This window comes from uncultured Enterococcus sp., from assembly GCF_913775425.1.
GTDB lineage: Bacteria > Bacillota > Bacilli > Lactobacillales > Enterococcaceae > Enterococcus_G.
Genome location: NZ_CAJYIS010000038.1, coordinates 1 through 22784, shown reverse-complemented (window position 1 = coordinate 22784; position 22784 = coordinate 1). Strand labels below are relative to the sequence as shown.

Annotated in this window: 18 protein-coding genes; 4 read left to right on the top strand and 14 right to left on the bottom strand. The window is 39.0% G+C overall.

All coding sequences use genetic code 11. The features are described 5' to 3' along the window. Positions 1–76 precede the first annotated feature (76 nt). The 7 genes from pcp to QZ413_RS03975 all read right to left on the bottom strand — a co-directional run bounded on the left by pcp (position 77) and on the right by QZ413_RS03975 (position 8144). Entirely contained in the window at positions 77–724 is a 648-nt protein-coding gene (gene pcp / locus QZ413_RS04005; protein ID WP_297076685.1) for a pyroglutamyl-peptidase I, read from the bottom strand. Positions 725–742: 18 nt separating this feature from the next. After that, entirely contained in the window at positions 743–1672 is a 930-nt protein-coding gene (locus QZ413_RS04000) for a DUF979 domain-containing protein (RefSeq protein ID WP_297076683.1), read from the bottom strand. Further along, the gene (locus QZ413_RS03995; RefSeq protein WP_297076680.1) at positions 1672–2358 is read right to left on the bottom strand and encodes a DUF969 domain-containing protein; all 687 of its coding nucleotides are present in this window, start codon (positions 2356–2358) and stop codon (positions 1672–1674) included. The genes QZ413_RS04000 and QZ413_RS03995 overlap by 1 nt, the downstream gene beginning before the upstream one ends. A 200-nt stretch (positions 2359–2558) precedes the next feature. Next, positions 2559–3782, bottom strand: a complete 1224-nt coding sequence (locus QZ413_RS03990; RefSeq protein ID WP_297076678.1) for a DUF1015 domain-containing protein — start codon at positions 3780–3782, stop codon at positions 2559–2561. Positions 3783–3784: 2 nt separating this feature from the next. After that, a complete protein-coding gene (locus tag QZ413_RS03985) occupies positions 3785–4966 on the bottom strand; it encodes a phosphoglycerate dehydrogenase (RefSeq protein ID WP_297076677.1) in 1182 nt (393 codons plus the stop codon). After that, a complete protein-coding gene (gene serC / locus QZ413_RS03980) occupies positions 4967–6052 on the bottom strand; it encodes a 3-phosphoserine/phosphohydroxythreonine transaminase (RefSeq protein ID WP_297076676.1) in 1086 nt (361 codons plus the stop codon). Positions 6053–6194: 142 nt separating this feature from the next. Beyond that, on the bottom strand, positions 6195–8144 hold the full coding sequence (locus tag QZ413_RS03975; protein ID WP_297076673.1) for a sucrose-specific PTS transporter subunit IIBC: 1950 nt from the start codon (positions 8142–8144) through the stop codon (positions 6195–6197). Between the two features lie 217 nt (positions 8145–8361). On the opposite strand from QZ413_RS03975, the gene QZ413_RS03970 reads away from it, so the two are divergent. Continuing rightward, entirely contained in the window at positions 8362–9840 is a 1479-nt protein-coding gene (locus QZ413_RS03970) for a sucrose-6-phosphate hydrolase (protein ID WP_297076672.1), read from the top strand. Between the two features lie 15 nt (positions 9841–9855). Then, on the top strand, positions 9856–10836 hold the full coding sequence (locus tag QZ413_RS03965) for a LacI family DNA-binding transcriptional regulator (protein ID WP_297076670.1): 981 nt from the start codon (positions 9856–9858) through the stop codon (positions 10834–10836). Between the two features lie 167 nt (positions 10837–11003). On the opposite strand, the gene QZ413_RS03960 is transcribed toward QZ413_RS03965, so the two are convergent. From QZ413_RS03960 to QZ413_RS03945, 4 genes are all read right to left on the bottom strand, one after another. Beyond that, positions 11004–13187 (bottom strand): alpha-galactosidase, encoded by a 2184-nt coding sequence (locus tag QZ413_RS03960; protein WP_297076668.1) that lies wholly within the window; start codon positions 13185–13187, stop codon positions 11004–11006. 16 nt (positions 13188–13203) lie between these two features. Then, on the bottom strand, positions 13204–14034 hold the full coding sequence (locus QZ413_RS03955) for a carbohydrate ABC transporter permease (RefSeq protein WP_297076666.1): 831 nt from the start codon (positions 14032–14034) through the stop codon (positions 13204–13206). 1 nt (position 14035) lies between these two features. Then, positions 14036–14908 (bottom strand): carbohydrate ABC transporter permease, encoded by an 873-nt coding sequence (locus QZ413_RS03950; protein WP_297076663.1) that lies wholly within the window; start codon positions 14906–14908, stop codon positions 14036–14038. 62 nt (positions 14909–14970) lie between these two features. Continuing rightward, entirely contained in the window at positions 14971–16260 is a 1290-nt protein-coding gene (locus QZ413_RS03945) for an ABC transporter substrate-binding protein (RefSeq protein ID WP_297076661.1), read from the bottom strand. Between the two features lie 133 nt (positions 16261–16393). Here QZ413_RS03945 and QZ413_RS03940 point away from each other — a divergent pair, with 133 nt between their 5' ends. Further along, positions 16394–17872 carry a response regulator gene (locus tag QZ413_RS03940; RefSeq protein WP_297076658.1) on the top strand — a complete coding sequence of 493 codons (1479 nt, stop codon included), beginning with the start codon at positions 16394–16396 and terminating at the stop codon, positions 17870–17872. Further along, a complete protein-coding gene (locus tag QZ413_RS03935) occupies positions 17865–19553 on the top strand; it encodes a sensor histidine kinase (protein WP_297076650.1) in 1689 nt (562 codons plus the stop codon). The genes QZ413_RS03940 and QZ413_RS03935 overlap by 8 nt, the downstream gene beginning before the upstream one ends. 149 nt (positions 19554–19702) lie before the next feature. Here the strand turns inward: QZ413_RS03935 and QZ413_RS03930 are convergent, their stop codons facing one another. From QZ413_RS03930 to QZ413_RS03920, 3 genes are all read right to left on the bottom strand, one after another. Next, the gene (locus QZ413_RS03930; RefSeq protein ID WP_297076645.1) at positions 19703–20584 is read right to left on the bottom strand and encodes an SPFH domain-containing protein; all 882 of its coding nucleotides are present in this window, start codon (positions 20582–20584) and stop codon (positions 19703–19705) included. Between the two features lie 83 nt (positions 20585–20667). Next, entirely contained in the window at positions 20668–21621 is a 954-nt protein-coding gene (locus QZ413_RS03925) for a rhodanese-related sulfurtransferase (protein WP_297076642.1), read from the bottom strand. 101 nt (positions 21622–21722) lie between these two features. Further along, complete coding sequence (locus QZ413_RS03920; protein WP_297076635.1) at positions 21723–22469, bottom strand: alpha/beta fold hydrolase; 747 nt, start codon at positions 22467–22469, stop codon at positions 21723–21725. Positions 22470–22784 lie beyond the last annotated feature (315 nt).

Genomic DNA, 22784 nt, shown 5'->3' with positions numbered 1-22784 from the left:
CGAAATAGATGAATCTATTATCGGTGTGATGCGGCTTATTTTTTAGAGCTACCAACTTCTGGCACAGCCTCTTTTTTTAATGTGTCGTACCGCCGATTTGTTTTTCATCAGCTTTTCCATCGTAGGCTACGATCGTTTCCAATGCAATCGTCAACCCTTTAACGATATCGTCTAAACTCATCGCTGGCATATTTGGCCGATCCACGACTTGTTCTGGTAAAAACGGCACATGAACAAATCCACTTTTAACGTTCGGAAATTCAGTGGCTGCCAAATGTAGGACTTGATATAAAATATGATTGCAGACAAATGTTCCGGCAGAATTGGAGACAGACGCTGGCAATTGTTGTTTTTTGATTGCCGCTACAATCGCTTTTACTGGCAATTTAGTAAAATAAGCAGCTGGTCCATCTGCTTGAATCGCGACATCGATTGGCTGTTGCCCTTCATTGTCTGGGATTCGTGCATCATCGACATTGATTCCCACTCGTTCGAATGATAGGTCAAAGCGACCTCCTGCTTGCCCGACAGATAACACGTAATCGTAGTCCGTTTTCATTAAGGCTTCTTTGACAACTGCTGCGCTCTTATGAAACACTGTTGGAATTTCTAATTTTGTAATCGTCACACCAGCAATTTCATCTGGCAATCGCTTCACCGCTTCAATGGCAGGATTTGTACTATCCTCGCCAAATGGATCAAATCCAGTTACTAAAATACGCATATAGTTTTCCTCCTAAATTTAAAATGCCCAAAAATACATCAAAACAATGTGCACAATAATCATCAATAACGCAATAATGGTCTGCTCCTTAATGACGCCATACGGACTTTTCATATCCATCAACGATGCAGGAAGTGCATTAAAGTTAGCTGCCATTGGGGTCAACAACGTGCCACAATAGCCTGCTGTCATCGCCAATGCCCCAGCAATCGCAGGATCTGCTCCTTGTGCAATCACAAATGGAATCCCGATCCCTGCAGTAATCACAGTAAATGCCGCAAAAGCATTTCCCATAATCATGGTGAAAAAGACCATTCCCAATACGTAAGCCAAGACACCAAAGAATTTACTACCTTCTGGTACCACACCACTAATTAACGTTGAGATGACCGTTCCTACACCTGAAACGGTAAAAATCACACCTAAAGCCGCTAATAATTGAGGCAAGATCCCTGAAGTTCCCATCGCTTGAATCATCCGGTCGCTTTCACGCATCGTTTGTTTTGCTGAACCTTTAAAAATGATCCAAGCAAAAATCGTCCCGATCACAGCAGCCACTCCAATTGCGACTTTCCCTGAAGCAGGAATAAATCTTGCCAACACCATCGAAATAACCGCCAAACACAGTACCGGAATGAAGAGACGATTGCCATAGCGTTTAGCTGAAGCTTCCAATTTTTCCATTGAAAAATCCGGGAATTTCGTGATACTAAATTGTTTAAAAATCGTGATCACACCTAATAAAACAACCAATACTCCAGCAAATACTGGCGGAACCACTTTGCCAAATGTGAATAAAATGCCTAAATCAAACCAAAACAACGCACTACCGATTCGCTTGGTATTGTCTTTTTGTTGGAGAACTTTCACACCCGTGTACATCAACTGCAACCCAATCAAGATATAAAACCATTCTAACAACTGATCCCAAAACGTTACTGTTTCCACTAGTTCTCCTCCTTTTGTTCTTTATAGGTACGCGCTAATTTACGATCATATAGATAATTGCTGATTCCTACAAAAATAAAGGCAATAATCGCAACTGGCATCGACGCTTTCGCGATATCCCAACCTGTAATTTTATACCCTAAGGAGTCTAGTGTACTGACAATCAGTAGCACTCCTGAAGCAGCTAAAAAAGTATTTTGACCATAGAAATTCCCATAATTGTCCATAGCAGCTGATTTTCCTTTGATCACTTCTTTTTCTTCTTCTGTGATTTCTCCGTATTTCGCTTCAGCTGCAGCTTCGGCCATTGGTTGGACCAAAGGACGGACAAATTGCGGTTGTCCGCCTAAACGAATTGAAAACAAGCCTGCAACTTCACGAATCGCCAAGTAGATCGTTAAAAACGAACCTGTTGTGAGCCCTTTGATCCCTTTGATTAGCCGCACAGCTTGTTCTTTTAATCCATGTGCTTCCGATAAGCCAATCAACGGTAGAGTAATAAAAAAGATCGTTACCAAACGCTGATCAATAAAGGCTTGTCCTAATGTTTCTAAAAATTCAATCGGTGTTAAGCCTGACACTAGCGCTGTGGCCAAGCCAGCTACAATTACGACCGCGATCGTATCAAGTTTTAAAATAAAACCTGCCACAATAATCAAAATTCCAATTAATTTAATCCATTCCAAGTGAACACACTCCTTTATACTTTTTGTGAACTATTTCTTTTTTTCGATCTAGACCACTTTTTTTAGCATACTATATTCTGAAAGCGAGTGCAATTATAAATAAAAAAATAGGGTGTGACAGACCTCTGTCACACCCTATTAAAAACAGAATAAACGGCTGATTTCTTAGAGCCGGCCACTTCTGTCATAGCCTCTTTGACTTAAGCTAAACTATATACAAATAAACCACTTAGTAATTTTGGTTCAAACCACGTTGATTTTGGTGGCATGATCTCACCTGCATCTGCCACACCTAATAAATCACTCATTTGTGTAGGATACATTTCAAATGCTAAGACCCAATCTGGGCTTGCGACTTTTTTCTCTAATTCTTGTTCACCACGAATGCCACCTACAAAGTCGATGCGTTTATCTGTCCGCACGTCTTCGATCCCAAATAATGGCGTTAATACGTGCTCTTGCAAGTAAGCGACATCCAGACTAGCAGCCGGATCACTTGAACGCAACGCTTCTTTAACAACTAATTGATACCAAGTATCGGCGATCAATAAATTGATTTCCCCTTTTTTACTTGGTTTTTGATAGCCAATTTCATTGATTTCAAAGACTTTAGCTAACTGCTCAAATAACTGTGCTTTTTCAACAGGAACATTAACGATTCGGTTGTATTCGTAAATCGCTAGTTCCGTTTCGGGGAATAAAATCGCTAAAAAGGCTTCACTTTCTGGCGTCGCCGTTCCTTGTTCCCGTTTTTCAAGTCCGATTTTAACGGCTGATTCGGTACGATGGTGCCCATCTGCGATATATAACGCTGGAACTTCTGTGAAGGCCGCTTCAATTTGTGCGATTACGCTCGCATCATCGATTGCCCACACTTCATGTGTCACCTCGTAAAAACTTGTGAAACGATATAAAGGCACGTGCGTTTGTGGCCATTCTTTCATGATCGTTTCTAGCGGTTTTGTTTGACGGTAACTTAAAAAGATGGGACTAGTGTCTGCATCACATGCACGAATATGATTCATCCGATCGACTTCTTTTTCTGGTCGAGTGTACTCGTGTTTTTTGATCTTGCCGTCTAAATATTCTTGGATTGATGTTGTAGCGACGATCCCAGTTTGTTTCCGTCCATTCATCGTCAAACGGTATAAATAATAGGCCGCTTCCTCTTCTTGTTTTAACCAACCATTTTCTAAAAATTTGGCTAAATTGGCAGCCGCTTTTTCATATACACGTGCTTCATAAGGACTTTCTAAATCATCGAGGTCGATCTCAGCACGGTCGATGTGAAAATAACTGTAAGGATTGCCCTTTGCATATTCTTTTGCTTCTTGGCTATCCACGACATCATACGGCAATACGGCTACTTCTTTAGCTAATTCTTCTTTTGGTCGAATGGCACGAAACGGACGAACTTGAACCATAATTACATGACCTCCTGATTTTTGATAATGCGAACACGCACGACATCTGTACTACTTTCAAGACGTGTCAATACATCTTGTAACACGGTTTCATCCGTTTCTGTCACATCGACTAACGTATACGCAAAATCGCCGCGACCACGATTGATCATGTTGTCGATATTGATTGAAAATTCCGCAATAGCAGACGAAATGCGTCCTAACATGTTGGGAATATTTTTATGAATGATCGTGATCCGTACCGGTGAACGAAAAGACATGTCAACCGTTGGGAAATTGACTGAATTTTTGATGACCCCGGTTTCTAAGTAACGTTTCAACGTTCTAGCAGCCATTTTGGCACAGTTGATCTCAGCTTCTTCAGTTGACGCACCCAAATGCGGCAATACAGTAATATTTGGATGATGCAATAAACGTTCTTCGGCAAAGTCGGTTGTAAAGCCACCGATCTCTCCAGCTTCGATCGCACTTAATACCGCATCGGTATCTACGATCTCACCACGAGAGAAGTTTAATAAGCGGGCGGTTTTCTTCATCGCCGCAATCTCTTTCGTGCCAATCATATTCCGCGTACTGTCGATTAAAGGTACGTGAACAGTAATAAAGTCACAGTTTTTCAAAATTTCATCCATATCCTGCGCTCGTTTGACACGACGTGAAATACTCCAAGCTGTATCCACTGATACATAAGGATCATATCCCATTACTTCCATTCCTAAACGATATGCATCGTTTGCGACCATAGCACCGATAGCCCCTAGACCGATGACCCCTAATTTTTTCCCAACTAATTCATGACCAGCAAATTGTTTTTTATTGGCTTCTACATGACTAGCAAGATCTGCTTCAGTTTGTTGTTGCACCCATTCGATTCCTTGTACAACAGGACGTACGGCAATAAATAAACTTGTTAGGACCAATTCTTTAACGGCATTGGCGTTGGCTCCAGGTGTATTGAAGACCACAATCCCATTTTTCGTACATTCGTCAACGGGAATATTATTGGTTCCCGCTCCTGCACGCGCTACCGCGACTACGCTTTTAGGAAAAGCATAGTCGTGTAATTTTTGGCTACGTAAGATGATTCCATCTGGTTGTTCACTTTCATTGATCGCGTAAAGCTCTTTTTCAAAACGCTCCATACCTTCTGAAGCAATTGCATTGAATGTTTTAATCTGAAACATCTAGTTTTCCCCCTGTTTTTGCTCGAATGTGTGCATAAATTCCACTAATGCTTGAACCCCTTCAAGCGGAAAAGCATTGTATAAACTCGCTCGCATGCCCCCAACAGAACGATGGCCTTTTAAGTTTTCAAAACCTGCAGCTGTCGCTTCTTGAATAAATGCTTTGTCAATTGCCTCATCACCAGTTACAAATGGAATATTGGTCAATGAACGTGAAGCCGGATCGACCGGACTTGAAAATAAGTTTGACTTCGCTAAAGCGTCATATAATAAATTGGCTTTTTCTTGATTTTTTTTCAAGATAGCGGGTACGCCACCATTTTCTTGTAACCACTCAAAAACTAAACCAGCCATATAAATCGCAAATGTTGGTGGTGTATTGTACATCGATTCATTTTTTGCTTGAACTGCATAATCTAACATTGGTGCAAATGCTGGCGTCGTATTCAAGAAATCTTCTCGAATAATCACGACTGTCAATCCAGCTGGCCCAATATTTTTTTGTGCCCCCGCATAGATCATGGCAAAGTCTTCTACTTGATAGTCGTTGCTTAAAATATTTGATGACATATCTGCGATCAACGGAATCCCTTTCGTGTCAGGAATCGTTTGAAAGGCAATCCCACCAATCGTTTCATTGGTAGTAAGATGCACGTAAGCAGCCTCTTGATCAAAAGCTGTTTCAGGAATTTCAGGAATTGCGGTAAAGTTTGTCGCTTCACCAGTTGCAATCACGTCGACTTCGACTGTTGGCACCATTTTCGCTGCTTGGATTGCTTTTTTGGCCCACGCACCTGTGTTCACATATAATGCTTTTTTATTTTGTGCAAAATTCAAGGGGATCATTGAAAATTGCAAACTCGCACCACCTTGCATGAAAAGTACGCGATAGTTTTCTGGAATTTTCATTAGATCGCGTAACAATCGTTCTGCTTGGTTGATCACGTCTAGAAATAAGGAGGACCGGTGACTCAGTTCCATTATGGACATCCCACTATCCTCGTAGTTCAATAAGGATGCTTGGGCTTTTTGTAATACCTCTTGTGGTAAGATTGCAGGTCCAGCTGAAAAATTATAGATTGTCATGTAGTTCGCTCCTTTTTCCTTTATGTGAAAATTATTATAACAAAAGAATGTCAGATGATAAAGCTATTATGAAAAAAAGAGAATTTCCTAGGAAATTCTCTTTCAAAATTTGAATAACATTCATTTTTTATGCATATATACGTTAACTTGGCTGTGTTAGCAATAAGACTGGCGTATTTTCTTTGACTTGACCTTCTTTAGTCAATTCTACTTTTGCGTAAGCCGGTGTATTGGTGATGATCGTCATCACTGTTGGATCATATCCTTTTTCAACGATCGCCGCCTTATCAAACGTCCCTAATACTTGTCCTTGTTTTACAATCGCTCCTTGAGTCAAATTGGTTTCAAAATGCTCTCCAGCTAAATTCACCGTATCGACCCCGATATGCACCAACACTTCTGCTCCATCATCGGATTGAATACCAAATGCATGTTTTGAATCATAAACGACAGTTAACACCCCGCTAACTGGTGCCGTTACGGTATTACTTTCTGGAATAACCGCAAACCCTTTACCCATCATTTCTGTAGAAAATACAGGATCATTGACTTCTTTTAAAGCAACGATGCGACCGGTAACTGGTGATGTGATTGTTTCATCTTTCACCCCTGCTACATCGTGCATTGGATCTTCATTGATTTCAACGGCTACATTGTCTGTCGCTTCTACTAAAGGTTCAACCATTTTTTTCTTCGCATAAACAAATGTCAACGTAAAGGCGATCACAAAACTAATTAATGCTGAAATCGCAAATCCAACATAACCTTGCGGAGTAATGGAAATAAAACCGATCACACCAGCTGAGCCTAGTGCACTTGCTAACACATGGAAGATCCCAATAAACGCACTGGCAATTCCAGATGCGATCATCGCACAAAAGAAGGGGAATTTTAATTTTAAGTTGACCCCAAAAATCGCTGGTTCTGTAATTCCTAGAAGTGCCGAGATACTCGCACTAGAAGCCAAGCCTTTTTGTTTTTCGTTTTTCGTAACCACAAAGATCGCGAGTGTTGCTGCACCTTGCGCGATATTGGCCATTGACGCCACTGGGAAAATGAAGCTGCCGCCTGTTTTAGCAATATCAGCTAATAACGTCGTTTCAATCGCTGGAAAACTTTGGTGTAATCCTGTAATCACGATTGGTGAGTAAAACGCCCCAAAGATCGCTAATCCAAAAGGTCCTGTTGTATCATATAACCAAACCAAGCCATTAGTTAGGCCATCTGAAAAGGCACGCATGATTGGACCTACGGCAATAAACGTTAAGAATCCTGTAGCGATAATCGACAACATCGGTGTAAAGGTAAAATCTAAAACCGATGGCATTTTTTTATGCAAATACTTTTCGATCGTCGCTAAGATATACGATACAGCTAAGACCGGCAACACTGATCCTTGATAGCCTGCTTGAGCCACTTGTAACCCAAAAAGATTCCAAAATGGCATCGAACCATCTGCGATTGTTTTGGCTACATCATAGCCATTGACAAGCATTGGCATGACCATAGACATCGCCATTGCAGCCCCTAGATAAGGATTCCCACCAAAACGTTTCGTTGCGGAGAACCCAACAAGAATCGGTAAGAACGCAAACGGCGCTGAAGCCAATAAGTTAATAATTGATGCTAGATCCGCAATCGCTGGAAACATTTGAACGAGTGATTCTGGTCCAAACAATTTCGGTGAAGTCAAGACATTGTTTAACGCCATCAATAGACCACCAGCAACTAAAGCTGGAATAATCGAAACAAAAATATCAGATAATACCTTAATTAGGTCCATGATTGGGTTTTTACGTTTGCCATGTTGAGCGACAGCTTTTAATTCTTCAGTTGATGCTTCTTTCACCGGTACGATATTGACTAACTCAGCATACACTTTATTGACATCCCCTGGGCCAATAATGATTTGATATTGACCATTTGTCTCAAATGTTCCTTTAACGTCTGGATCATTATCTAATGCCGTTTGATTGATTGCTTTTGTATCTTTCAAGACCAAACGCAAACGTGTAGCACAATGTGCAGCAGCGACAAAATTATCTTTTCCAACCGCCTGAACGATTCGTTGTGCAACTTCTTTGTGGTTCATATAAATACTCCTCCCTTTTTGTGTAACCGTTTTTTCATCTTTATCATACCCGAAATTTAAAAAATGTCAAACGTTTATCAAAAAAATATTTATAAAAACAAAAATATTAATTTAACAACAATAGTTAACCCTTACATTTGATATACGTTTGACAAAAAAATAAAAATCAGCTATTTTAAAGAAGATAAGAATACGGTTACGTAAAGGAGAAAAAAATATGGAAATGATTCAAGAATGGACGACTGAATTACGCTATCGTCCTTATGATAAATGGCCAAAAGCCTACGTAGATGAACTAACAAAGCAAGTCGATGCTTCGATCTGGCGTTTTCACTATCATATCCAACCAGTCACAGGTCTTTTAAATGATCCAAATGGTTTTTCTTACTTCAATGGACAATGGCATATTTTTTACCAGGCCTATCCTTTTGGCCCTGTTCATGGTTTGAAATCTTGGTATCATTTGTACTCTGATAACCTCATTGATTGGAAAAGAGATGGGATTCGTCTTGAAGCAGATAGCATCTATGATTCGCACGGAGTCTATTCTGGTTCAGCATTGCCTGTAGGTGATCAATTGTTTTTAGCTTTCACAGGAAATGTAAGAAATGCCCAATGGGATCGCCATGCCTACCAGCTTGGAGCTTACATGGAATCTGATTTTACCGTCAAAAAAATCGACACGCCATTGATTCCAGATCCGCCACAGGGCTATACCCACCATTTTCGTGATCCACAGGTAATTTTCTACGAGGATACATATTATTTGATCATCGGCGCACAAACAGATGATGAAAAAGGCCAAGTATTGTGTTACCAATCAGATGATCGAATCAACTGGAACTTACTAGGTGCGTTAACATTTACGGATCAAGAAATGGGCTATATGATCGAATGTCCAAATTTATTATTTGTTGACGGTCAAGCAGTGTTGATCTTTTGCCCACAAGGAATCGACAAAACGATCTTCGATTACCAAAACATTTATCCAAATACCTATATCACTGCAGAAAAATTTGATCCCAAAACGGCTACGCTCACGACACCTTCTACGCTTTCACATATCGATGAAGGATTTGACGTCTATGCAACACAAGGATTCCAAGCACCAGATGGTCGTGCTTTGACGATCGGTTGGATGGGATTACCGGAATTACACTATCCTACTGATCAAGAAAATTGGGCACACGGCTTAACCCTTGTCCGTGAACTACACTTCCAAGATGGACACTTGTATCAACGCCCTGCTAGCGAAACGGCATTACTACGACAAGAAGCCCTTCCCGTTACCGTCAAACAATTGCAAGACGGTCTGACAGCTGAGAACAACAGTTATGAACTGCAACTCACGTTACCAGAAGGAGAGCGCGGAGAATTAGTGATTGCCGCAAATTCAGATCATACAAAAGGATTAGTCATCGCATTTGATACGACTCGTGGTATGATAAGCGTAGATCGTGGACAAATGACGCACGTTCCTAGTCCTGAATATGGTACGACAAGAAGTTATCAAGCTAGAACAAAGACCTTACATTTACAATTATTCGTCGATAGTTCGATGTTTGAGTTATTTATCAATCATGGGGAAGCTGTCTTGAGTGGTCGGATGTTTCCAACAAAACAACAACGAACGCTCGCGTTAACAGGTAGTGCCGAAAACGTCGCCTTTTGGCCGTTACGATCAATGAATGAATAGAATGAGGAATGCTACATGGTAGTCAAATTAACCGATGTTGCCAAACGTGCAGGTGTCTCACCTACTACCGTTTCTAGAGTGATCAACAATTACGGTTCACTAAGCCAAAAAACGATCCAAAAAGTCCAACAAGCGATGCAAGAATTAAATTATCAACCAAATTCATTAGCGCGCTCCCTTCAAGGAAAAAAAACGCAATTGATTGGACTTGTTTTTCCAACAGTAGCCAATCCATTTTTTGGAGAATTAGTGGAGTGTTTAGAAACAAAACTCTTTACGCGTGGCTATAAAACGATTTTGTGTGACTGTGCACACAATAGTGAAAAAGAGCGTAGCTACTTGAATATGTTAAATGCCAATAAAGTCGATGGAATCATTGCCGGAGCGCATAATTTGGGTATTGAAGAATATAAAGAACTCGATTTGCCGGTGGTATCATTTGATCGGTATTTGGCAGATGGGATCCCGATCGTAGGTAGTGACAACTTCTACGGCGGTTATCTAGCCACACAAACACTCTATCAGCAAGGTGCGAAAAATATCGCAATCGTCACGGGTAGCTTATCTTCAAACTCACCAACAAATGAACGCTTATTAGGGTATCAAGCGTTGATCAAAGAACATAACTTAACAGAACATGTTTATCGTTTTGCAGAATTTGAATCCTCACCAGCATTAAAACAACGTAAATTGCGTTCGATTTTACAAGAACGTGATTTTGATGCTCTGTTTTGTACAGATGATCTAACCGCAATTTTAGTGGCGAATTTATGTCAGGAACTTGAGATCAAGATTCCTGATGAATTGCAGTTGATTGGATATGATGGAACTAAAATGATCCAAACCTATTTTCCAACACTAATGACGATTGCACAGCCAATAGAAGAAATGGCTGATTTACTGATCGAATTATTGCTTTATCGGATTTTAACGCCTGAAAAACCACTCGATCCATTATATGTTTTACCTGGGAAATTGATTCATCGACAATACTAAAAAAGATGCGACAGACTTCTATCACATCTTCTAGCAATCGAATAAACGGTGTTCCAGAAATAGCTCCTTTGAAAAATAAGCCACATCATGACCGAAATAGATCAATCTATTCTCGGCAATGATGTGGCTTATTTCTTAGAGCTGCCCACTTCTGTCACATTCTCTTTTTACATTGCTCGCAGATGGAATCGAATGCTTTGAAAATCGCCTATATTAGGAAGTGGCACATATAGACCGACTTGCATCAGTTCATCGCCGTAAAGTTGCTGTTGTCCATTCACTTCATAGAGACGATCAGGATCTAATGCTGTGAATTTCAAAATGTGTAACGGTTCAGAAGGAATGATCAATCCTCGATAATAGTAGGCGATTGCTTCACTCTTCTCTTGATTGATAACCATAACAGCGGCATCTTTTTGCTCAAAGGGACTCACTAATCGATAAAAAGCACCATATTGTAACAATTGTCGATTGGTTTTATAAAAAGCGATCGCAGTTGCAATCTCTTGTTTCTCAGTGACTGAGAGTGCTGTTAAATCTAATTCTAAGCCAAAAATACCACACATCGCCACATCTCGACGAAAAGCCAATGACGTCATTCGTCCGGTCTGATGATTTGGTACCGCAGAAATATGCGCTCCCATCGTTGACGGCGGAAAAAGTTGACTTGTTCCATATTGGATTTTCAACCGCTCGTAGGCATCTGTATTATCACTTGTCCAAATTTGTGGTGTATAATACAACATCCCAGCATCAAAACGTCCACCCCCACCAGAACAGCCTTCGATCAAAACATCTGGATAATCTTGAGTCAATCGCTCTAGTAAGGCATACACACCCAAAATATAGCGATGGAAAAACTCACCTTGTCGGTCGCTTGCTAAACTTATGCTATATGCTTCAGTGATATTGCGATTCATATCCCATTTGATATAGTCGATCTGTGTTTCTTCTAAAATCGTCGCAATGGCTTCATATAAGTAATCTTGGACAGCTCCATTGGCTAAATCCAATACATATTGACTGCGACTTAGCGAGAGCGTACGTCCTGGTGTTTGTATGGCCCATTCAGGATGCAAAGCAAATAACGTACTCTTCTCAGAAACCATTTCCGGCTCAAACCATAACCCAAACTGCATCCCTTTTTGATGAGCATACTTAGACACTCCAGCAAGTCCATGTTCGAGTTTTTTAAGATTGACTTGCCAATCACCTAGTGAACTTTGGTCGTCATTACGCTCTCCAAACCAGCCGTCGTCTAAAACAAACAATTCAACACCTAATTGACTTGCTTCATCAATCAAGACTTCCAAACGTGTTTGATCAAAATCAAAATAAGTAGCTTCCCAATTATTGATCAATACCGGACGTGCAGTATCTTTAAATGGTGAACGGATTACATGCTGTTCAAAAAAGCGGTGAAATTGTTGCGATAGCTCGTTTAATCCTGTATGACTATACGCCATAGCCGCTTCTGGTGTTTGAAACATCTGTTGTGCGTCAAGCGTCCATAAAAACTTATCCGGATTGATCCCCATTGTGATTCGGATTTGATCATAGGCATCTTGCTGGATCATTGATTGATGATTGCCACTATACAGCAAGCAAAAACCAAATGCTTCTCCTTGAAACTCTGTTGTTTGTGGCGTTAACAGTGTGAATGATGGATGATGGAAATGACTACTAGCGCCACGGGTACTTGAAAGTTTTTTGACACCACTTGTGATGTTCTCACGTACGATCATCCGTTCTCGTGCCCAAGTCCCGCTTAAGTGTTGTAATTGTCCTAGTGATGTCGCAAAATCTAGTGCCACACTGGCTGCTTGCTTGATTTTGATCACTTCATCACCAAAATTGGTAATCGTGGTGGATCTGGTGATCACATCGACTTGGTCAAACATCGTATAAAAGAGTGCGACTTCGATTTTTTTTAGATGATCTTTCAGATAGATGACTAGTGTTTTCGCCTCTTGTTCACTGGCAAAGGCATGAGGCATCCCTGAAAGTTTAGGCTTTTGATCGCAAATTTCGTAACGATCATATTCTAGTCGCGTCACTTGACTACCATCTTGAAACTCTAAGGCTAAGGCTGGTTCACGAAAATCACCGCTCCCGTTTGTCGGATATTCCTGTAATAGTGTGTCTAATGAGAAGAAGCGATCGGTCGTACCACTAGGATTTGGTGAAAATGAGCGATCTAGTCTTGGATAATGCATATGACCTGAATAATGTCTGATCGCTTGACCATAATAAAGCTGGGCCAATTGTCCAAATTCTTCTACCTCCATTACATAACTAATACTTCCATTTGTTAGATGAAACACTTGATTTTCAACTGTAATTTTAACCATACCTACACTCCTAAACTTATTTTACTGCACCCAACATTCCTTGGACGAATTGTTTTTGTAATACAAAGAAGATAATGGCTGTTGGAATCGTCGCCACAACGATACTGGTCATCATCATTCCATAATCTGGTGTATAAGATGCCCCCATAACGGATAATGCTAGCGGCACTGTTCGTTTTGTTGGTGATTGCAAAGCGACTAGCGGCCATAGGTAGTTATTCCAGCTGTTCATAAACGTAATGATCGCTGCTGCAGCATAGGTGTTTTTAGCTGCTGGCATGTAGATACGAAAGAAAATCTGCCATTCGTTCAAGCCATCGATTCTAGCTGCTTCAACTAAATCTTTAGGAAACGCTTTGATATTTTGTCTAAAAAAGAAAATCAAGAAAGCCGTACAGATACTAGGAATGATTACTGAAGCTAATGAGTCTAATCCTAAAAACTTAAATGGTGTGCCATTTAACTTACTAAACATCGTGTATAGCGGAATCATCAAGGCTGAAAATGGGACCATCATCGACAACAATAAGATATTAAAGATAAATTCCTTGCGTTTACTTTTAAAGATCTCAAAACCATACCCTGCTGCCGAAGATAAGATCAATGCAAAAATCGTGGTAACGATCGCAATGATCGCTGAATTTTTTAGCGAATTCAAAAATTCTACGTCATTACTTAGCATATTTTGAATATTGATCATCAACTGATCCCCAAGCATAAATTTTCCAGCATTGATGTCCACAGCTTTGTTGGTCGTACTTAACACCATCCATAAAAAAGGAAACAAGGAAATGATTGCTGCAATACTTAATACAATATATTTAATAATCGAGCCGAATTTTTTCATCTTACTTCTCCTCCTTTAACACCATGCGTTGAATCAATGACAATACTACAATAAAGAATACGATAACAAATGAAACCGCTGCTGCATAACCAAAATCCGGTGTAAAGCGGAAACTTAGATTATAGATATACTGTGATAGCGTCGTCGTTCCATTTGCCGGCCCACCTTTAGTAATATTTTGTACTTCATCGAATAATTGCAAAGTTCCAATCGTTGACGTAATTGTCGTAAACAAAATGATTGGTTTTAAATTAGGAATTGTAATTTTAAAAAATTGTTGGAATTTTGAAGCACCGTCGATGTCTGCTGCTTCATAGATCTCATTGTCGATATTTTGCATACCTGAGATATAAAAAATCATATTATATCCCGTCCAACGCCACGTAATCGATACAATGATCAAAATCTTTGCCCATAAAGAGTCCGTCAACCAAGGAATTGCTTGATCGATCCAACCTAAACTAAGTAACAAATTATTGACAAATCCATTGGTCGCAAACAAACTTTTAATAATCAAAGAATACGAAACCAATGAAGTGATCGCAGGTAAAAAAAGCGCTGTTCTAAAAAAACCTTTGAATTTTAATTTACGGTCATTTAATAATTGTGCAAAAATCAATCCTAAAAACAACATGATCGGTACTTGAATGATCAAATAAATAAAGGTGTTAAAAAAGGCTTTACGAAATGTTGTATCGGTGAACATCCGTTTATAGTTATCAAGTCCATTAAACGTCATGGCTGTTGGCGAGCCTGTTTGAAAAGAACGAATCAATGCAAAAATCATTGGAATAAACACAACTAATGAAATCAATAAAATCGGTAAAAAAATAAAACTACGACCATTACTTTTTCGTGCAGCTTTTTTCTCCATGCTATTTCCCCCTATTTTCCCCTATATGTAGAAGAGAGTAGGCAAGCCTACTCTCAGTGTGCTTATTGTTTGACGTTTGCTTCGACTTGTTTTTGTGCATCTTTTAATACTTTATCGATGTCATCGCCATTGATGATTTGTTGTGCATATTCAGACATTACAGTTTCGATCGCGTACGTATCTTGACCATAATTAACCGCTGGCACGTCATTCATCCAAGTCGAAAAGTCGGCATATACTTTTTGACCACTATAAAATTCAACAGGTTCTTGATAGATCGGTGTTTCTTTCGCTGCTTTTAACGTGCTGACTAAGCCGATCTCTTTGGTCAAAGTTTCCATGAGGTCTGTACTACTTGCAAACGTATCTTTCATGAAGGCTTTCGCTTTTTCTGTATCCCCCACACCTTTTAGCACATACCAACTTGATCCACCTAAGTTAGAGGCATTTTTTGAATCTTTGATCGTACTTAATCGTGGTGTTGGTGCAATACGCCATTTTCCAGATTGATCTTCAGCTTGTTTGATTGAACTAGAATACCAAGATCCTGTAACGCTTGACGCTACTTTAGAGGTATTCATCGCCTCAACTCCAGCATCCCATCCAGCAACTGGTTCTGAAATCCCATCGTTGACTAAAGAAGCAAATACTTTTAAGCCAGCTTTTAATGCATCATTATTTTCAATGTCGATTTTTCCATCTTCGTCAGTATACCAAGCACCACTTGACTGCATCATGACCCTTACGATTCCTAGATCACTTGGATCGACAGTCAACATGGCTTTACCTGTTTTTTCTTTTACATCTTTAGCGATTTTAAGGTAATCATCCCACGTGATATTTTCCAAAGCTTTTTCGTCATAACCTGCTTCTTGCAATAAATCAGTACGATAATACATTCCTGTTACCCCACTATCAAATGGGATTCCGTAGACCTTACCATCATTTGAAATCGATGGAAATTTATATTCGGCAAAATCATCTTTTTTCACAATGTCACTCAAATCCTCAAAAGCATCTGGGTACGATTTCAAGAAACTTTGCGCGCGATAATCTTCAATCAAAACGATACTTGGAAGACCATCTTTATTGTTTGCACTTAATGCTGTATTTAATTTTTGAACGACATCTTCTTGTGAACTGGATACGATTTTTAAGTTTTCCGTATCTGGTTCATAGACTTTATCCGCTTCTTCCAAGGCTTTGATATTATATGTAGGGTCCCACGCCCACGCAACTAACTCGGAATTATCTTTTTTACCACTATCACTTGTACTCTCATTATTGCTGCTACATGCAGCCAATAAAAGTGCCGAGCTTCCTAAAAGTGTCCATTTGATAAAATTTTTCATGCTTACTTCCCCCTTTGCTTTGTGAATTCATGATATACTAAATAACACACATTTTTAATACTTTTGTTAACGCTTTCAAAAATAATACCAAAATATAAAATAATTACCAATTTGAAGGAAAGAAGGAGATCGTGTGAAACGCTTGGTTTTAGTCGATGATGAAAATGAGTTACGAAATGCTATCGCAGAACTTATTCCTTGGGAAAAATACGGCTATAGTGTCGTAGGCTCTGTAGAAAATGGTAAAGAAGCTCTTGCGCTTTTACAACAAGGTCCCGTTGATTTGATTATTTGTGATTTGATCATGCCACAAATGGATGGCTTAGAACTCGTGCAACAAGCGAAAATCATGCAACCAGATGTAACGATTTTAATTTTGAGTAACTACAGTGAATTTGATTACGTGAAACAAGCATTGCAGTTAGGTGCAGCCGATTATTTACTAAAAGCCTCATTCTCAGAAGCCGCTCTTGCTCCATTACTGATGCGTTTTAACGAGCAATTACCCAAGCAATCCTTGTCTTACTCTGCCCAGATGCAAGCAAAATTACTTGTAACTAGCCCAACATTACCGATAGAAGAACAAACACGTTTTTTTGCTCGTTTTCAAACAGATGCTCCATTGCTTTTAGTTGCACGTGTGAACAAAAGTCCTGAGAAGTATAAACAGGTATTAACGGATTACTTGGTAAAACTATTTCCCGACACATTCATCGTGTCTCTTGTCTATCAAAAAATGTATCTATTTTTTATTGATACCTCTGCAACGAACTATGCAATCCAAAAATTGATCACGACTAATTTTACCTGTCAAAAAGAATTATTTTTTGTCGCAAAATGGCTTAAGGTTGAGGATGTACTTGCAGAAACATTAAAAACAACTATCCAACCAAAACTTGAGTTACAGTTTTCGTTGAATAGACAAATTGTATTTGCTGAAGAAAACATCCTGATAGATACCCTTCCACAGTTTCCAAAACAAACGTTTCAGCATTATTTTTTAGTCGCTGATCCGATTGGTGGGCTCAATTTTTTGATCGATCACACGCATTCACTGACACCACTTGTTTTAACTGAAGCCGTTACAAAAGAATATATCTCTTACGTTTTATTTGCCTTGATCAATGAATTGGAACAACTAAACGTAACGGCACAAGAATTGACGTTGATGAAATTAGAAATTTTACAAACAATGCATGCTGCTGCAAATCAACAGGATATGTTGCAACGTTTTATCGAAAAGTTGCAACAGCTACAACTAATTTTTCAGTCAAGACAACAAGAAGCTCATTTACCGTTTCACGAGATTTCCGATTATTTATATCGCAATACACACCGTCAAGTGACCTTAAAAGAACTAGCCGATCATTTTCACTATAATTATAGTTATTTATCTTCTTTATTTCCCCAAGTAACAGAGATGAATTTTACCGACTATATGAATGAGTTACGAATCAAACGGGCCAAAGATTTATTAAAACAAGTAGACGTAACGATTTCAGAAGTCGCTGAATCGATTGGATTTACAGATATTAGTTATTTTTCAAAAGTGTTTAAGAAGCGGACTGGGCAAACACCAAGTCAATACCGTCGAGGAATCGAACATGTATAAGTGGTACAAAAAAAATGAACTATTCGTCCAATTCTTTTTACTTTTTTTGATCAGTATTCTGACCGTATCGTTTATAAGCGTCTTGTTGACGTTAAAAAGTGCTGAAAAAGTGTATATCAATACCCATATCAAAACGGTCAATACGAGCATGAAAAAAATCCAAGAAGATTATACTAAACTAAATGATAGTCTGACGAACCAGTTTTTAGATTTACAAAAAAATCCGTATATCACGACTTTTCTGAATGATCCTAAATTAGATCCTGTAGCCAAAAATCAATTGCTCTATCAATTATTAAAAAGTTTAAAGCAGAGTAACTATCTCTACGATCAAATCGCCAGCCATTTACTTTTGATTAATCTAGATGGTAAATTTTTATCCCAAAATGGTGTCTACCCAAGCACGAGTTCCACTGAACTATTAAATGCAACTTTCTTTAAAGAAACACTCAAACGACCGTATCAACTCCATTACCAAGCACTTGAGAACGGCTATTTTCCTAATACGAAATCCGAAGGTGGACTAGTCATCTCTAAAGCGATCTTAGACGATGATAAAACCGTGGTTGGTGCTGCATTGATCTTTATTTCCGATAGCGATTTTGCTAAATTTTATCGCTCTATCTTTAACGCGGATATTGATCAAATCGTGATCTACGATACCCAATCCACACTGATTTCGTCAAATCAAACACCTGCTACTGCCAAAAACTTGATTCAAATGACGAATGATCAAACAGATAATAGCTTGCATATTCAATATTTTCCAGTCGCCACTTTTGGTTATACTCTAAAGATCATTACCAATAACCAACTGGTAGCCAATGATTTATTTTTACAGCCTTTGATTTATAGCTTGCTAGCCTTGATGATCTTGCTTAGTGCTACTTTAGCTTTTTGGCTGATCAAAAAACGAATTGCACCTTTATATACCTTGGCCAATCAGCTAGAACAAGTGAACTATGGCGATTTACCACCTAAGATTCTTGTTTCAGGTACACAAGAAATTCAAACATTGCAACGTGCCTACAATAAAATGCTAGACGATCTTCAAGATTCGTTAACCGAGATCATGGTACAAGCAGATATCAAACGGGCAATGGAGATTCGTGCTCTTCAATTACAGATTCAGCCACATTTTATCTACAATACACTGACTGCGATCAAATTCCAAATTATGAAGCAAGACAATGAACAAGCCGTATCGTCGATTGAAGCCTTTACACGTTTATTGCAATATACGATTGGCAATACAGCAGAATTGATTCCACTTCAAGAAGAACTAAGTATTTTAAAAGATTATATTACTATTTTACAAATACGTTTTGGAACTCATGTCACGGTTCATTTGTATCAAGATCGTGAAGAAGCAACGAGTCTTGTGCCAAAACTACTTTTGCAACCTATCGTTGAGAATGCTTTCATCCATGCCTTTCCAAATGAACGAATCGGTCAGATCAATGTATTAGTTTCTCATACACAAACACAAGTAAAAATTGAAATCATCGATGATGGGATTGGGATCGTTGCACCACCTGATACTAAAAAACGTTTTTCTGGTATCGGCTTGACCAATATCAAAGAACGTCTATGGCTACTATTTCAAGACGAAGCAACTTTCACGATGACTAGTCTTCCTAATCAAGGTACCATCGTTTCCATCATCCTCCCCAAAAAATAAACTGCAGTCAAAGTTGTAAGTTCGAAAAAATAAGCCAAATCATTCCGAAATAGGGGCATCTATCTCGGGAATGATTTGGCTTATTTAATCTGGAACACTGTTTATTCGTTTTTAAAAGATAGAACGTTTTTATTTGAAGTAGATGCGCTTCATCTGATCGTTCGCTCACCTTGCACATCCCCTGTATTGATCACCGGTTGCGTCCCTTTATCGGTAATGATCGATACCAATAAATTATTGATCAAATGAACTTTGCGATCATCGGTAAAGACGATATCTTGACCATCTTGAATTTGTTCTAGCGCCATTTGAGTCATCGATACTGCCCCTTCAACGATTGTTTGACGCGCGGCTAAAATCGCGCGTGCTTGCTGACGTTGCAACATGGCACTTGCAATCTCTGTTGCATAAGCTAAATGATTTAGACGTGTTTCGATCACCTCTACTCCAGCTACAGCTAACCGTTCTTGTAATTCTTTGGCTAGTTCTTCTGAAATTTCGCTCGTATTGCCGCGCAAGGTAAGATCATCATCATTGAACGTGTCATAAGGATATTGAGAAGCAATATGACGGATCGCTGTCTCGCTTTGAATCTCAACAAACTCTTGATATTGGTCCACATCAAACAACGCTTTGGCTGTATCGACCACTTTAAACACTACAACAGCTGAAATCTCGATTGGATTTCCATCTAGATCATTCACTTTCAAGGTCGCACTGTTAAAATTACGAACTTTTAACGATACATTGATCTTTTGGGTCAAAGGTGTTGTGATGAATAGGCCGTTGTCTTTGATCGTTCCTAAATATTGACCAAAAAATAAAATCGCTTTGGCTTGATTGGGACTAACGATTGTCAAAGAACTTGCAAATAAGCAAATCACAATGGCGATCAAAATACTTAAAATCACAAAAGTTGGCTGCTCATTTGTTACACCAGTATAGACTAAAAAGGCATCGCCTAATAATACGATCAATAATACAAATAACCCTAAATACCCATTGATATGAAATGTTTGTTTTTCTTTCAAGTTGCTCTCCTCCTTTTTTTCTAGTATCGCATATTTTTTTCTAACTGACAAAAAAACATCCGCCCATTTGAGCGGATGTTTGATTATGCTGTTACTTCTTGTTGGATCGCAGCTAGACGCGCTAGACGTTCTTCAGCTGAGATATTGTTTTTTACGATGTAGCGATTGTGCTCACTGGCAGCACAGTCATAGCTACAACCACCTAAGTGTTTGTCTTCATTTTCTTTTGAAGTTAAGATTTGGCGGTTACACTCAGGATTGGCACAGTTGATATAACGCTCACAAGGTGTGCCATCGAACCAATCTTTCCCAACGATTTGTTTGTCCACTTGGTTGATTTCAACCGCGATACGATCATCAAAGACATACATTTGACCATCCCATAATTCGCCGCGTACTTCTGGATCTTTTCCATACGTTGCAATTCCACCATGAAGTTGCGCGACATCTTCGATTCCTTCACGCAATAACCAACCAGAGAATTTCTCACAACGAATTCCTCCTGTACAATACGTAACCACTTTTTTATCCATAAATTGTTCTTTATTGTCTTGGATCCATTGTGGCAATTCACGGAAATTGCGAATATCCGGACGGATCGCGCCACGGAAGTGACCTAAATCGTACTCATAGTCATTACGAGCATCGATTACGATCGTATCTTCATCTAATAATGCTTCTTTAAATTCAGTTGGTTTTAGATATTTTCCAGTTAGTTCATGTGGGTCAATATCTTGCTCTAAGTTTAATGACACTAATTCAGGGCGCGCACGTACAAACATTTTTCTAAATGCATGTCCTTCTGCCTCATCGATTTTAAACATCGTATCGGCAAAGCGTGGATCCGCTAACATGTGCTCCATGTAAGCATCCGTTTGTGCTACTGTTCCTGATAGTGTGCCGTTGATTCCTTCATTTGCTACTAAAATACGTCCTTTTAGACCTAATTCTTTACAGAATGCTAAGTGCTCTGCGGCAAAAGCCTCTGGGTCTTCAAGCGTTGTATAATTGTAGTATAGTAAAACACGATAGTCCATATATTGTGTCTCCTCCTTAAATTTATACCTTATCCATTATATAGAAGAGTCCATCGAAAAACTAGTTTTTTGTTCAGTTTTTTTATTTTTATCGTAGTTTCTTAGTTTAATTCTAACAAATGCTTCACAAAGAAATCAGTGATCTCATCCATCGTCTTCGTTTTCACCAAATGACGTTCTTGTTCTTGCCAAAACGTAATATTTGATTGCGCATTGAGTTCAATAAAATCTTCCACGTCTTCAAACGGGATTTTTTCATCTTCTGTCCCATGCCAAAATACGATCGGACGTTTTGCTAGCGTTTCTGGCTTTTGTGCTAGATCATAATGATCTGTCCAACTTAATAACGCATCATAGTCTTTTGGCAATGCTAATCCATATTTGACTGCATTTTTTTTGATCCGTTCCTTATAGCGATTCAGATTGGGTGTTCCCATCACACAAGCGGCGGCTTGAATTTCCGGATGTTGGGTTAACAGTGCCGTCGTGGTCATTCCACCCATTGATACCCCACCAACACCATATACACCCGTTGTTAAATTCAATTTGTCAAAATAAGCGATAATAGTATCAAATTCAAATAAATTAGTATGGATACTCTGCCAAAAGGTCAATGAAGGAATTTTTGAACGTTCAGTTTTGCGTTCACCGTGATTCATCGCATCTGGTAAGATCACTCGAAATCCAACTGCAGCCAATTTACGTCCTTGCGTCAACACTAATTCTTTTGCTGTTTGCCACCCATGATAATATACGATCATCGGTAACGCATTATAAATGTCTTGCTCTTTTACTACTTCTAATACTGGGATATTTCCAATTTTTCTTCTTCTTACTACACTCTTCATTGCCTTCACTCCTCATGCTCATTTAACAATGAAGTCAGTAAAAGTACAACTAATACGCCTAAAAAACGCACGTAGTCATCTACGTGCGTGGGTATTTCAACACTTTTGTTTCATAGGGAGCCAAAAGGCATTCTTTTTCGACTTGTGTTTTACTCAAAAGATCATAACCAGTTTTTGTAAGTCTAATTTCTGCTGGTTGATCAATTGCTTTATCCACGAAAAACAACGAAAACGGTATTGTTAAATTCAGAATTTATTGAACGTCGTAGTTTTCAACAGTAAAAAAAGACACTCATTGAAGCAACTTTTAAACAT

Coding starts and splice junctions, on each gene's coding strand:
- pcp (WP_297076685.1), bottom strand. CDS start 724: ATGCGTATTTTAGTAACTGGATTTGATCCATTTGGCGAGGATAGTACA.
- QZ413_RS03990 (WP_297076678.1), bottom strand. CDS start 3,782: ATGGTTCAAGTTCGTCCGTTTCGTGCCATTCGACCAAAAGAAGAATTA.
- QZ413_RS03985 (WP_297076677.1), bottom strand. CDS start 4,966: ATGTTTCAGATTAAAACATTCAATGCAATTGCTTCAGAAGGTATGGAG.
- serC (WP_297076676.1), bottom strand. CDS start 6,052: ATGACAATCTATAATTTTTCAGCTGGACCTGCAATCTTACCACAAGAG.
- QZ413_RS03975 (WP_297076673.1), bottom strand. CDS start 8,144: ATGAACCACAAAGAAGTTGCACAACGAATCGTTCAGGCGGTTGGAAAA.
- QZ413_RS03970 (WP_297076672.1), top strand. CDS start 8,362: ATGGAAATGATTCAAGAATGGACGACTGAATTACGCTATCGTCCTTAT.
- QZ413_RS03965 (WP_297076670.1), top strand. CDS start 9,856: ATGGTAGTCAAATTAACCGATGTTGCCAAACGTGCAGGTGTCTCACCT.
- QZ413_RS03960 (WP_297076668.1), bottom strand. CDS start 13,187: ATGGTTAAAATTACAGTTGAAAATCAAGTGTTTCATCTAACAAATGGA.
- QZ413_RS03955 (WP_297076666.1), bottom strand. CDS start 14,034: ATGAAAAAATTCGGCTCGATTATTAAATATATTGTATTAAGTATTGCA.
- QZ413_RS03950 (WP_297076663.1), bottom strand. CDS start 14,908: ATGGAGAAAAAAGCTGCACGAAAAAGTAATGGTCGTAGTTTTATTTTT.
- QZ413_RS03945 (WP_297076661.1), bottom strand. CDS start 16,260: ATGAAAAATTTTATCAAATGGACACTTTTAGGAAGCTCGGCACTTTTA.
- QZ413_RS03935 (WP_297076650.1), top strand. CDS start 17,865: ATGTATAAGTGGTACAAAAAAAATGAACTATTCGTCCAATTCTTTTTA.
- QZ413_RS03925 (WP_297076642.1), bottom strand. CDS start 21,621: ATGGACTATCGTGTTTTACTATACTACAATTATACAACGCTTGAAGAC.
- QZ413_RS03920 (WP_297076635.1), bottom strand. CDS start 22,469: ATGAAGAGTGTAGTAAGAAGAAGAAAAATTGGAAATATCCCAGTATTA.